This is a genomic window from Paenalcaligenes sp. Me131 (assembly GCF_050487225.1).
Classification (GTDB): Bacteria; Pseudomonadota; Gammaproteobacteria; order Burkholderiales; family Burkholderiaceae_B; genus Paenalcaligenes.
The window spans coordinates 22,336-34,851 of record NZ_JBKQGY010000004.1; the positions used below are offsets into that span (position 1 = coordinate 22,336).

Annotated in this window: 10 protein-coding genes; 6 read left to right on the forward strand and 4 right to left on the reverse strand. The window is 50.9% G+C overall.

The window, feature by feature from the left end; translation table 11 throughout:
* The 4 genes from ACLPHM_RS15120 (at position 1) to lpxC (ending at position 4,472) form a co-directional block, all read left to right on the forward strand.
* Positions 1-795, forward strand: coding sequence for a cell division protein FtsQ/DivIB (locus ACLPHM_RS15120; protein ID WP_430222043.1), 795 nt, complete (start codon positions 1-3; stop codon positions 793-795).
* A 5-nt stretch (positions 796-800) separates the two neighbouring features.
* Positions 801-2,027 carry a cell division protein FtsA gene (gene ftsA / locus ACLPHM_RS15125; protein ID WP_430222044.1) on the forward strand — a complete coding sequence of 409 codons (1,227 nt, stop codon included), beginning with the start codon at positions 801-803 and terminating at the stop codon, positions 2,025-2,027.
* Positions 2,028-2,183: 156 nt separating this feature from the next.
* Positions 2,184-3,350, forward strand: coding sequence for a cell division protein FtsZ (gene ftsZ / locus ACLPHM_RS15130; protein ID WP_430222045.1), 1,167 nt, complete (start codon positions 2,184-2,186; stop codon positions 3,348-3,350).
* Between the two features lie 198 nt (positions 3,351-3,548).
* On the forward strand, positions 3,549-4,472 hold the full coding sequence (gene lpxC / locus ACLPHM_RS15135) for a UDP-3-O-acyl-N-acetylglucosamine deacetylase (protein ID WP_135862441.1): 924 nt from the start codon (positions 3,549-3,551) through the stop codon (positions 4,470-4,472).
* Positions 4,473-4,522: 50 nt separating this feature from the next.
* Here lpxC and ACLPHM_RS15140 read toward each other — a convergent pair whose 3' ends face one another.
* Positions 4,523-5,008, reverse strand: a complete 486-nt coding sequence (locus ACLPHM_RS15140) for a DUF721 domain-containing protein (protein ID WP_430222046.1) — start codon at positions 5,006-5,008, stop codon at positions 4,523-4,525.
* A 144-nt stretch (positions 5,009-5,152) separates the two neighbouring features.
* On the opposite strand from ACLPHM_RS15140, the gene ACLPHM_RS15145 reads away from it, so the two are divergent.
* Both ACLPHM_RS15145 and secA read left to right on the forward strand, forming a co-directional pair.
* Positions 5,153-5,974, forward strand: a complete 822-nt coding sequence (locus tag ACLPHM_RS15145) for a M23 family metallopeptidase (protein ID WP_430222047.1) — start codon at positions 5,153-5,155, stop codon at positions 5,972-5,974.
* A gap of 109 nt (positions 5,975-6,083) precedes the next feature.
* Positions 6,084-8,819 carry a preprotein translocase subunit SecA gene (secA, locus tag ACLPHM_RS15150; RefSeq protein ID WP_430222048.1) on the forward strand — a complete coding sequence of 912 codons (2,736 nt, stop codon included), beginning with the start codon at positions 6,084-6,086 and terminating at the stop codon, positions 8,817-8,819.
* Positions 8,820-9,348: 529 nt separating this feature from the next.
* On the opposite strand, the gene mgtE is transcribed toward secA, so the two are convergent.
* The 3 genes from mgtE to ACLPHM_RS15165 form a co-directional block, all read right to left on the reverse strand.
* Complete coding sequence (gene mgtE, locus ACLPHM_RS15155; RefSeq protein WP_430222049.1) at positions 9,349-10,818, reverse strand: magnesium transporter; 1,470 nt, start codon at positions 10,816-10,818, stop codon at positions 9,349-9,351.
* Positions 10,819-10,829: 11 nt separating this feature from the next.
* Complete coding sequence (locus tag ACLPHM_RS15160; RefSeq protein ID WP_242683718.1) at positions 10,830-11,171, reverse strand: acyl-CoA thioesterase; 342 nt, start codon at positions 11,169-11,171, stop codon at positions 10,830-10,832.
* Between the two features lie 149 nt (positions 11,172-11,320).
* Positions 11,321-12,514, reverse strand: coding sequence for a M20 aminoacylase family protein (locus tag ACLPHM_RS15165; protein WP_430222050.1), 1,194 nt, complete (start codon positions 12,512-12,514; stop codon positions 11,321-11,323).
* Positions 12,515-12,516 lie beyond the last annotated feature (2 nt).

Sequence of the window (12,516 nt, forward strand, 5' to 3'; positions counted from 1 at the left end):
ATGTTTGCTGACGCTCGCCTCACCAATTTTGTTGCCAATGTGCTGGCGTTGCTAGCCGTGGCCGCAATCTTGGTGGCGGTCGTCCTCTGGTGTGTGCGTAGGCCGTACTTTGTCATTAAGACTGTACAGATAGAAGCAGTACAAGACGAAAACCTGAACTACGTCACACCGGCAACAGTAGGAGCAACCATTGCTGGCCGATTAAATGGTGATTTTTTCACCATTGATTTGGATAGCACCCGAAAACTGATTGAAACCGCTCCATGGGTACGACGCGCACAAATTAAACGTGTGTGGCCCGATACCTTATTAGTACGCATAGAGGAACAGCAACCACTGGCGTACTGGAACGAGAATGAAATGATCAACACCTGGGGCGAGGCGTTTGCCGCGAACGAAGGCGTATTGGATGACGAGTTAGTGTTGCCCCAGTTGTTTGGGCCACCCGCATCTGAGCGTTTGGTTGTGCAGCGTTATGCCGAGGTGGCGCGATGGATGGCTCCTTTGGGGACGAACATTCGCGAGATCACCCTGAGCCCGCGTTATGCGTGGGAAGTTGTGCTAGCAGATGGCATGCGCTTGAACTTAGGGCGTGACCCCGCAGCAGATAGTGCTGACTTACACGGTAGAGCCGGTGCGTTGCCTTTTGCTGCCAAGATGGAACGCTTTGTACAAGCTTGGCCAGCATTGATGGAACGTCTGGATAACCGCCAGATTGCCAGTGCTGATTTACGTTATACCAATGGGTTTGCCATTACCTTGGCTCCCCAAACATCAACTCCAGTGAAACCATAATTAATATGACCCGTGACATTAAAGACTTAATCGTTGCACTTGATATCGGTACCAGTAAAGTGGTCGCCGTGGTGGGGGAGATCCTGCCAGAAGGGCGCTTCGAAGTACTGGGGTTGGGGCAGCATGAATCGCAAGGCATGCGTAAAGGGGTAGTAGTCAACATTGAAACTACCGTGAACTCCATTCAGCGCGCACTGGAAGAAGCAGAGTTGATGGCCGACTGCAAAATCCGTGAGGTGTATACCGGTATTGCAGGCAGTCACATCACCAGCTTTAACTCCAGCGGCATGGTGGCGGTGAAAGACAAAGAAGTGACCGCAATGGATGTGGCTCGTGTGATCGAGACAGCTAAAGCAGTCAATATCCCTACCGACCAGCAAGTGCTGCATGTGCTGACTCAAGAGTTCATTGTGGATTCGCAAGAAGACATTAAAGAACCCATAGGCATGAGCGGTTTGCGTCTGGAAGTGCGTGTACACATTGTGACGGGTGCAGTGAGCGCGGCGCAGAACATTGTGAAATGTGTACGTCGTTGTGGTCTGGAAGTGCAAGATCTGATCTTGCAACCACTGGCCTCCAGCCTGTCTTGCCTGACCTCGGATGAAAAAGAATTAGGTGTGGTGTTGGTAGACATCGGTGGTGGTACTACCGATATCGCTATCTATACCGGTGGTGCGATCCGTCACACAGACGTGATTCCTATTGCGGGTGACCAGATCACTAGCGATATCGCCGCGATGTTGCGTACACCTACACCGGATGCAGAAGAAATCAAACTGCGCTTCGGTTTGGCCAAACAAGTGCTGGCACACGACGACGAAATGATTGAAGTACCAGGCTTGGGGGATAGACCTAACCGTCAGGTGAAACGCCAAGCGTTGGGAGCCATTATCGAGCCTCGTGTAGAAGAGCTGTTCACCTTGGTGCAACAAAGTCTGCGTGAGTCTGGCTACGAAGATTTAGTGTCGTCAGGCATCGTGCTGACCGGTGGCTCGGCCATGTTGCCTGGCATTGTAGAGCTGGCAGAAGACGTATTCCTGAAACCTGTGCGAGTAGCGGTTCCAGCCTACGAAGGTAGTTTGGCTGATGTGATGCGCAACCCACGGTTTTCTACAGTGATGGGTTTGTTGACAGAAGCGCGTATGCAAAATGCGCGTGGTCGCAAAGTGGCTCAGCAAAAAGGCAGTGTGAAGTCATTGCTGGCTCGTATGAAAGAGTGGTTCATGAATTAAGCAGTACCGCATTCACCTAGGTGAATGTGTAGATGGAAGGAGGCGTTTCAATAGCCTTGCGAGCCTAGCGCTGGCAACGATATTGAAGCAATTCTTAAATATGCAGCATCGGGGGGCAAGTCAACTTGCCAGATACTTAAAGTGAGGGAGTCGGAAATGATGAACTTTGAAATGTTGGAAACTGACAGCAATGCGACTGTCATTAAAGTAATTGGGGTGGGTGGCGCTGGTGGTAATGCCGTCAACCACATGGTCCGTTCTGGCGTGCAAGGTGTGGAATTTGTGTGCGCCAATACAGATGCCCAGTCATTGGGTAGCAGTGAAGCATCTGTACAAATCAGTTTGGGTAACACCGGTCTAGGGGCTGGCGCTAAACCTGAGCAAGGTCGTACTGCAGCTGAAATGGCTCGTGAACAAATTCGTGCTGCGCTGAATGGTGCGCACATGGTGTTTATCACAGCTGGTATGGGTGGTGGTACAGGTACAGGGGCTGGTCCAGTCGTGGCTGAAGTAGCTAAAGAGCTGGGTATTCTGACTGTGGGTGTAGTGACCAAGCCTTTCGAGTTCGAAGGTGCACGTCGTATGCGCATGGCAGAAGAAGGTATCAACGAGCTGTCCAAGCACGTACATTCCTTGATCGTCGTATTGAACGAAAAACTCTACGACTTGATGGACGAAGATGCCACGCAGGAAGATTGCTTCAAGGCTGCTGACGACGTGTTACACAACGCGTGTGCCGGTATTGCCGAGATCATCAATGTAGAAGGTAACGTTAACGTCGACTTTGAAGACGTGAAAACCATTATGGGCGAGCAAGGTCAAGCCATGATGGGTACAGCAGTCGCAACCGGTGACAACCGTGCTCGCGAAGCCGCTGAACGTGCTATTGCTTGCCCATTGCTGGAAGGCGTGGACTTGCACGGTGCGCGTGGCATGTTGGTGAACATTACGTCGGGTCGCAACCTGAAATTGCGCGAAACACGCGAAATCATGGATACCATCCGTGGCTACGCTGCTGAAGATGCAACAGTTATCTTCGGTACAGCTTACGATGATTCCATGGGCGATGCGTTGCGCGTAACCGTCGTGGCAACAGGTTTGGGCCGTGCTCAAGCTAAACCACAGTTGGTGCAGAACAACGAACAAGTACTGCGCACAGGTACTGATAACGAGCCAGTTAGCGGTTTTGACTATGCTCAAGCAGAAGTGCCTGCCGTCATTCGTAATCCACGTAGCCAAGCGTCTGCTCAAGTACGTGCGTTGGAAACCGCTGGAATGGATCACTTTGATATTCCTGCTTTCCTGCGTAAACAAGCAGACTAAGTGATAGAGTAAACACATATCCCCCGATTCATGTGTAGACTCTCGCACGGTAGCGCATCACCAAGGGGTGATGCGCTACAAGCGTATGTATGAAACGGAACTAACTGTCATTTCTTCACACTAATAAATCTGTGTGGTAAAGCCATTAACGGTACAATGGCTAGTTATAAAAAAATTTACTAAGCAAGAACATTGACCATGTTACGTCAGCGCACCATAGCCAAAACCGTTCGCACTAAAGGGGTGGGTTTGCACTCCGGTAGACGGGTGGAAATCACAATGCGTCCGGCCGCTCCAAATACCGGAATTGTGTTTCACCGCATCGATTTACCCGAAGTGGTAGATTTGCCTGCGCGTGCTGATCAGGTGGGTGGTACGCGTATGGCGTCTGTGTTGCAACAAGGCTCTGTACAAGTGTCTACAGTTGAACACTTGATGTCCGCTTTGGCGGGTTTGGGCATTGATAACTTGCACATAGACCTGACGGCAGAAGAAGTGCCCATCATGGATGGTAGCGCGGGTACGTTTGTGTACTTGCTGCGTTCTGCAGGGCTAGAAGAGCAAAGCGCACCTAAGCAGTTTTTGCGCGTGCTGAAGCCTGTAGAAGTGTCTGAAGGCGAAGGTAAAGATAAGAAATGGGCGCGTTTAGAACCGTATGATGGTTTCGCGCTGCGTTTTTCCATTGATTTCCATCATCCTGCGATCAACGCAACAGCAAACTTTGCTGAAGTGGATTTTGCTAAAGATTCCTACGTGAAGACCATCGCCAGAGCGCGTACGTTTGGTTTTGCGAGCGAAGTAGAGGCAATGCGAGCTGCGGGTTTGGCGCGTGGTGGTAGTCTGGATAACGCAATCGTGCTGGATGAGTTCCGTGTATTGAACTCCGATGGCCTGCGTTACGAAGACGAGTTTGTAAAACACAAAATTCTGGATGCTATCGGTGATTTGTATCTGATAGGTCATCCTTTGGTGGCACGTTATGTGGCCAACAAGTCTGGGCACGGTTTGAATAACCTGCTTGCACGTACTCTACTGGCTGATGAAGAAAGCTGGGAACTGGTGACTTATGACAAAGCTGAGCCTGTGGCAGCGGCATTTAGTCATGAGTGGAAGCTAGTGTGACGGAGTCACCACGGTAGAGAGACAAGAGTATTAATCATGGCCCGGACTGTTTAAGTCGGGCCATGATTTTTAATAAGCTTAGCAATAGCAGTGGCGAGTGGGCCTGGCTCTAACGACTGATGCAAGTCTTGGAAGGCGTCTAACGCATTGGCATCCAGTGGCTGCACATTTCTTGCTGGTTTGGGCATGTGCTGGGTAGAGCCAAGGCTGGCCTGCACCATAACCTGTACGTCAGTCAGTTTCCAACCAGTCTCCTGCAAACATTGCAGTATGGATGTAGAACACTGCCGTAACCTAGCCGCATAGGCAGGAGAGGGAACTGCTAAGGTAATTCGTTGTCCTTCTATATGGGCAACTTTGCAATGCGTATCTGCAGCAAAACGTACTTTCTGATGTAGCAGTTCTTCAATTGCTAAGAATTGATTGGCGGTCGCCAGCACCGTTGAGCTGCTTCGATCATGACGTAACCAGTCCAAAGCAAGCTCAGAAGCCTTGTGGGAACGGGCGGTGCGGCGTGGCGTAAAAGTAGATGCCATAACAGAAGTAAGAAAGGAAAAGCAGTGAAACAGCCGACTAGCTCCAAAGCATTACACAGCCGACATCGTAGTTTGATGATAACGTTGATTGTAGTGCTTGGGATAGCGCTCTCCGCCGGTATAGGGGCATGGATACAATATAAGATGAGTGCCAAGCCTGCGTTGAGCCCAGAACAAGAACAAGCGTTGAGTGCCCAGTTATCTCGGGACTCCGCTTATGTGCGTGAAAGCATGCGACAAATGGCCGAGCGCGTGGGTACGTTGCAGGCTCGTCTGGCACAAATGGATACGCTCACTCGTAGGCTAGCCGAAAAAGCGGGTGTGAATGCTGATGTGTCCGAGTTGACTGACGTCATTAACGGCGAAGAAAAAACGGAAGTGGCCGTTGCCTTGCCAGAAGACTGGAGCGCTGAAGGGTTGGGGCGTGAGTTAGATGGTTTGATGGCTCAAATGAGTGACCAACAAGACTGGTTGCAAATGCTGGATATGTTGATGGTCAGTCAAGCTGGAACTGAGGCACTGGTACCAACTGTGCATCCTGTGGACGTCAGTTACATGAGCTCACCATTTGGTTGGCGCATACATCCTATTACCGGACGTCAAAAATTACACGAAGGTATGGACTTTGCAGCCCCTATTGGTACACCGATTGTGGCGGCTTCGGGTGGTATAGTGATTGAGTCCAGATATAAACCTGGTTATGGCAAAACCGTAGAGATAGACCATGGCAATGGTCTGGTAACGCGCTATGCGCATGCTTCTTCACTGATTGCTAAGTTGGGTGATGTAGTAGAAAAAGGCCAATTAATCGCCCGTGTTGGCAATACAGGACAAGTGACAGGAGCCCATCTGCACTTCGAGGTATTACGGCAAGGGACCCCTATAGATCCTGCCTCATTTTTACCTAAAGTGGACGAGAGCAACACATTGTTTGCAAAGAATAGCGAACAAGAGGCAAGCGATTAGGCCTCAGGTGCGTTAAACTCTATCAATTTCCTGCTGCTTTTCTTTTAACGCTCAGATTAAAGGGATGCGGGGGCATCAGTAGGTGCTGCCCGTGTGACACGATACAAGAATGGTTTCATTGCTCAAAAAGCTTATTGGCAGCCGCAACGACAGGTTGCTACGACAATACCGTAAACAGGTTTCGCAGATTAATGCGTTAGAGCCTGAGTACGCCGCCCTCAGCGATGACGCGCTGCAAGGCAAGACTGCTGAATTTAGACAGCGGTTGGCCGATGGCAAATCTCTGGATGGGTTATTGCCTGAAGCTTTTGCCGTAGTCCGTGAGGCCAGTAAGCGTGTGTTTGGTATGCGTCACTTTGACGTGCAGTTGCTGGGTGCGATTGCATTGCACTACGGCAAAATTGCCGAGATGCGTACGGGTGAAGGTAAAACGTTGATGGCCACATTGGCCGTTTACCTGAACGCACTGCCTGGTAAAGGCGTGCACGTAGTGACTGTGAATGATTACTTGGCACGACGTGACGCGGATCAAATGAGCCGTCTGTACAACTTCTTGGGCTTGTCGGTTGGGGTGGTGGTACCTCAGCAAGATAACGAAGAGAAAAAAGCAGCGTATCAAGCAGATATTACATACGGTACAAATAACGAGTACGGCTTTGATTACTTGCGCGACAACATGGAATACCGCGCAGAAGATCGCCGTCAACGTAGTTTGACCTACGCCATTGTCGATGAGGTGGACTCCATCTTGATTGACGAAGCGCGTACACCACTGATCATTTCTGGTCAGGCTGACGACAATACCGAGCTGTATCAAGCTATGAATGTGGTGCCTTCCATGCTGACACGCATGAAAGAAGAACCTAAACCACACGAACCAGAGCCAGAAGGCGATTTCTGGGTAGATGAAAAAGCTCAGCAAGTACACATTTCTGAAGCGGGTCACGAACGTGCCGAGCAGATTCTGGTAGAAATTGGCTTGTTGCCAGTGGGTGAGTCGTTGTACGACCCACGCCATATTTCGTTGATGCACACCTTGTTGGGTGCATTGCGTGCGCATAACCTGTTCTTCCGTGATCAACACTATGTCGTGCAAAACGATGAAGTAGTCATCGTGGATGAATTCACAGGCCGCTTGATGGTGGGTCGTCGTTGGTCTGATGGTTTGCACCAGTCTGTAGAGGCGAAAGAAGGTGTGCGCATCCAGAACGAGAACCAGACACTGGCGTCCATTACCTTCCAGAACTACTTCCGTATGTACGACAAGCTGGCCGGTATGACGGGTACAGCCGATACGGAAGCCTACGAGTTCCAAGAGATTTATGGTCTGGAAACCGTGATTATTCCTACCAACCGCCCAATGGTGCGTGTGGATCAGAACGATCAGGTATACAAAACTGACCAAGAAAAATACGCGGCTATCTTGAATGACATTAAAGATTGTCATGAGCGTGGGCAGCCAGTATTGGTAGGTACTACCAGTATTGAGAACTCCGAGTTGCTGTCCAACATGCTGAATGCAGCGAAGATGCCGCACGAAGTATTGAACGCGAAACAGCACGCACGTGAAGCCGAGATCGTAGCTGAAGCCGGTAAGCCTGGTCGTATTACTATTGCGACCAACATGGCAGGCCGTGGTACAGACATCGTGTTGGGTGGTAGCGTAGAGCGTCAAGCTATGCTGATCCAAGCCGATGACTCCTTAAGCGAAGATGAAAAAGCACAACGTATTGCTACGCTGAAATCCGAGTGGAAACCGCTGAATGAGCAAGTCAAAGCGGCGGGTGGTTTGCGTATTATCGGTACAGAGCGTCATGAATCTCGTCGTATTGATAACCAGCTGCGTGGTCGTGCAGGTCGTCAGGGTGACCCAGGTTCCTCTCGCTTCTATTTGTCGCTAGACGATTCCTTAATGCGTATTTTCGCGGGCGACCGTGTACGTGCCATTATGGACAGACTGCGTTTGCCAGAGGGTGAACCTATTGAAGCGCGCATGGTATCGCGCTCTATCGAATCGGCTCAGCGTAAAGTTGAGGCACGTAACTTCGATATACGTAAGCAACTGCTGCAATACGATGACGTGTCTAACGATCAACGTAAAGTGATTTACGCACAGCGTACTGATGTACTGGAATCAGAAGACGTGAGTGATGCTATTGCTAACTTGCGTATCGCTGCAGTAACTGACTTGTTCCAGCAGTATGTGCCAGAGCACTCCATGGAAGAACAATGGGATCTGGCTGGCTTACAAGCGATTCTAGAAAGTGAGTGGCAGCTGAAAATTGATTTGGCTGGCATGGTAGAAAAAGACACTAGCCTGTCTGAAGAAGACTTGCTGGATGTGGTGTTGGAAGCCTCTGCTAAACAGCTGCAAGACAAAGCGACTCAAGTAGGGGCTCAGAACTGGGCTAGCTTTGAGCGTGCCGTGACTTTGCAGTCTATCGACACACAATGGCGTGGTCATTTGCAGGCGTTGGATCACTTGCGCCAAGGTATTCATTTGCGTGGTTACGCACAGAAAGATCCTAAGCAAGAGTACAAACGTGAAGCGTTTGCGATGTTTGCTGCCATGCTGGATCGTATCCGTGATGACGTAGTGCGCGTATTGCTGACAGTACGTATTCAACCAGCAGAACAGCAAGCACCTGCAGAAGCTGTGGCTCAGCCAGCAGCAGAGCAAGTGCGTTACCACCACGCTGATTACGATGCCGCTTTGCGTGGCGAAGCCCTAGATCTGGACGAAGAAGCACCAGCCGAAGGCGATGAGCAGCGCGTAGGTCGCAACGATCCTTGCCCCTGTGGTAGCGGTAAAAAATACAAGCACTGCCACGGAAAGCTGAACTAATCCGTGCGTTGCTAACGAAAAAGCCTGCCATGTATGTGGCAGGCTTTTTTTTATGGTTGTTTGGTTAAGGGGGAGAGATTAAATCATGGAAGAGTAAAAGCGTGTGAGGCCACGTTAGCTGAGGTGCAGGCTAAGGCGTATATGGTTTGGTTTTATCAGAGAGGTATGTGGCTTATTGTTATTTTGACGCTAGGGCTGCTATTGAGCCTCATGGAGTCATTGGTAGGTGTAAGCCGTACCCTGGGTTGCTCAATAAACGAAGACTCTCTCTGTGGGGCTTATGAATGGTTTGCGTGTACAGGTGTACTGCATCGGTTCTGTGTGAGTGAGGATTAATGGTGTGAGCACGCTTTTGGCAGTGAGCAAGGGCAGGAAACCATGGTGCATGCGCAAAGTTTCTTGCAAGAAATCACCGTATTTGGCGTGAAGGAATACCAAATACGGTAATTCACTGCATACAAAAACGCCTTTCCAGTTTGAGGTGATGTATCACCCACACTAGAAAGGCGTTTGTTGTAGACCTAGAGGCTTACAGCAGGAACAGTGTAGCCAAGCCCAAGAAGAGGAAAAAGCCCAGCGAGTCAGTACCAAATGTCAGCAATACTGAAGAACCTACCGCTGGGTCTTTGCCAAAACGGCTGCGCAGAGTAGGGATCAATACGCCTAGCGCGGCACCAATCAGCATGTTGCCGATCATGGCGGCCATCATCACAGCCGCAATAGCGACAGAACCAGAAATAAACCACGCGAACACGGCTGTTACCAAACTACCGCACGCACCCACCATAAAGGTCACCATTAGCTCGCGTTTGACCAGCGGCCAGATGTTGGAGCCCGTGATACGGCCAGTAGCCATCGCACGAATAATCATGGTCATGGTTTGGTTGCCAGAGTTACCGCCAATACCCGCAACGATAGACATCAGGAAGGCCAAAATAACGATATGACTAACGGTGTCTTCAAAGCGTGAGGCCACGAACGATGCCGTCGCTGCTGTACACAGGTTAATCAGCAGCCAAGGGGCACGGTTACGTAGCGCACTGAGAGCAGGAGCAAAAATATCTTCTTCTTGCAAACCAGCACGAGACAGTTCTTGCTCTTGTGAGTCTTCTTGCAGCACGTCAACCACTTCATCAATGGTCACGCGCCCAATAAGGCGGCCGTAATCGTCTACTACCGGAGCAGACACCAAGTCATAACGCTCAAACGCGTTAGCGGCGTCAGCGTCAGAGTCTAACGGGTGTAGGCTTAGGTAATCTGCTGCCATCACATCAGACACCAGCGTTTCTGGGTCGGATACCAGCATGCGGGTTAGCGACAGCGTGCCTAATAGGCGGTCGTCGCGGTCTACCACAAAAATCTGGTCAGTATGGTCGGGCAGTTCTTGTAGACGACGTAGGTAGCGCAATACTACCTCTAGGCTGACGTCTTCCCGTACGCGCACCATGTCAAAGTCCATGATCGCACCCACGCTATCTTCGGGGTAGCCCATGGCTTCTAACAATTGTGCACGTTCAGACTCGGTCAGACCTTTCTGCACCTCAGCAATAACTTCGGGGGGCAGGTCGGGTGCCAGATCCGCAATCTCGTCGGCATCCATGTTCGCAGCAGCTGCAATCAGGTCAGCTGGCTCCATGGTTTTGATCAGAGATTCACGTGCCCAGTCTTCAATTTCCAGCAGAACGTCAGCGTCGTATTCGTCGCTAACTTGTTGCCACACGACTTGACGCTCGTTTTCTGGCAAGGATTCCAGAATGAACGCAATATCGGCAGGGTGCAGATTATTGATGATGCTGCGTATTTCTTGCTCGTGCCTGCGATGTGTCAGGTTAGCAAGTAGGTCTTCACGGTCTGAGCCTTCGTGTTGACGCTGCGCCAAAGTTTCTACAACTTCTTGGCGCTTTAATACAGATTGTAGTTTTTGTAGAGCAAGTTGCGCGTCTTCCGGGTCGAGTCGGCGGACGGCAGGACTGGTGCGCTCCTGAACAGATCCAGTCATAGGCAATACCTTCAGTCTAGAGGGGGAAGTTCGCGGCTGCGGCGGTTCGTATCGGTAGCAACATACGTCAATGTAGCTTCTGTTACTTTGACGACTTCATGTTGCAGGCGTTGGCGTTCTGCGTACACCTCTACCGAAACGGTAATGGAGGTACGGCCGGTTTTGATAATGTCTACGTAAAAGCTAAGTAGGTCGCCCACAAATACCGGTTGTGTAAAGGTAAATGCGTTGACGGCAACAGTTGCTACGCGGCCATTGGCGCGTCGCGCTGCCAAGATGGAACCAGCGATATCCACTTGCGACATAATCCAACCACCAAAAACGTCGCCATACATGTTGGCGTCGGACGGCATGGGTACCACACGCAAGATGGCATGCTTGTCATCAGGGGGCAAACTACAGGGTTGGGAGGCTTTGGGCACGATGATTCTCTCCGGCATACGTAGAGCCTGTATTGTAACGGCTGGGCAATTTCTTGCCGTGAAACATTTGTTAATGGGGGTTAGGGCTTCAGGTAATGTTCGGCTAAACGTACCCAGTAGCTCGCGCCAGCGCTGAGGATTTCATCGTTGAAATCGTAGCTGTCGTTGTGCAACATGCAGGGGCCTAACCCGTGGCCAGAAAGCCGGTGATCGCCTTGACCATTACCTATCCAGATGTAGCTGCCGGGACGCTCTTGCAGCATAAACGCAAAGTCTTCTGCGCCCATAGAGGGTGGAAGGTTTTGGTGTAGGGCATTATCACCCGCCATCTTACGAATCACGTCGGCAGAAATAGCGCTTTCTTTGGGGTGATTGATGGTGGGGGGGTAGCGTCTATCAAACTCAAAGGTGCTTTGGCAGCCCATGGCGGCACAGCTTTGCTCGACGATTTCGCGCATGCGGGTTTCGATGGTATCCAGCGCCTCATTGCTGAGTGTGCGTACCGTGCCACGCAATGTGGCCGAGGTAGGGATGACGTTATCCGCCGAACCAGCATGAATTTGTGTGACGCTCAGTACGGCAGGATCAAGTGGGTCGATGACGCGACTAACAATGGTTTGCAGGTTCATGACTAATTGTGCTGCCGCAGTAATAGGGTCAACCCCCAAGTGCGGCATACCGCCGTGAGCACCTTTGCCATCAATCTGAATACTGAAAGAGTTGCTGGATGCCATCACGGCACCAGCGTGTACGGCAAACTCGCCAGCAGGTAAACCGGGCCAGTTGTGCATGCCGAATACAGCGTCCATAGGGAAGCGGGTGAACAAGCCTTCCTCTATCATTTTGCGTGCGCCTGCAAAGCCTTCTTCCGCTGGCTGGAAAATCACGTAGACGGTACCTGTGAATTCGCGATGCGAAGCTAAGTAGCGTGCGGCGGAGAGTAGCATGGCAGTGTGGCCATCATGACCACAAGCATGCATTTTGCCGTCGTGACGGCTGGCGTGGGCAAAGTCATTTTGCTCGAGTACCGGCAGCGCATCCATATCGGCGCGCAGACCAATGCTAGGGCCTGGGCCTAGGTTTCCTTTGATGATACCTACTACCCCAGTGCCTGCTAGACCTCGGTGTATGTCTATTCCCCATTCTGTTAGCCAGTGTGCTACGGTGTCTGCCGTGCGGTGTTCTTCGTAGGCCAGCTCAGGATGAGCATGCAAGTCGCGCCTAATGGCTGTGATGTCGTCTTGCCAGGCAACAATGGGGTCAAGCAGATTCATGA

Coding starts and splice junctions, on each gene's coding strand:
- mgtE (WP_430222049.1), bottom strand. CDS start 10,818: ATGACTGGATCTGTTCAGGAGCGCACCAGTCCTGCCGTCCGCCGACTC.
- secA (WP_430222048.1), top strand. CDS start 6,084: ATGGTTTCATTGCTCAAAAAGCTTATTGGCAGCCGCAACGACAGGTTG.
- ftsZ (WP_430222045.1), top strand. CDS start 2,184: ATGATGAACTTTGAAATGTTGGAAACTGACAGCAATGCGACTGTCATT.
- ftsA (WP_430222044.1), top strand. CDS start 801: ATGACCCGTGACATTAAAGACTTAATCGTTGCACTTGATATCGGTACC.
- ACLPHM_RS15120 (WP_430222043.1), top strand. CDS start 1: ATGTTTGCTGACGCTCGCCTCACCAATTTTGTTGCCAATGTGCTGGCG.
- ACLPHM_RS15165 (WP_430222050.1), bottom strand. CDS start 12,514: ATGAATCTGCTTGACCCCATTGTTGCCTGGCAAGACGACATCACAGCC.
- ACLPHM_RS15145 (WP_430222047.1), top strand. CDS start 5,153: ATGAGTGCCAAGCCTGCGTTGAGCCCAGAACAAGAACAAGCGTTGAGT.
- ACLPHM_RS15140 (WP_430222046.1), bottom strand. CDS start 5,008: ATGGCATCTACTTTTACGCCACGCCGCACCGCCCGTTCCCACAAGGCT.
- ACLPHM_RS15160 (WP_242683718.1), bottom strand. CDS start 11,171: ATGCCGTCCGACGCCAACATGTATGGCGACGTTTTTGGTGGTTGGATT.
- lpxC (WP_135862441.1), top strand. CDS start 3,549: ATGTTACGTCAGCGCACCATAGCCAAAACCGTTCGCACTAAAGGGGTG.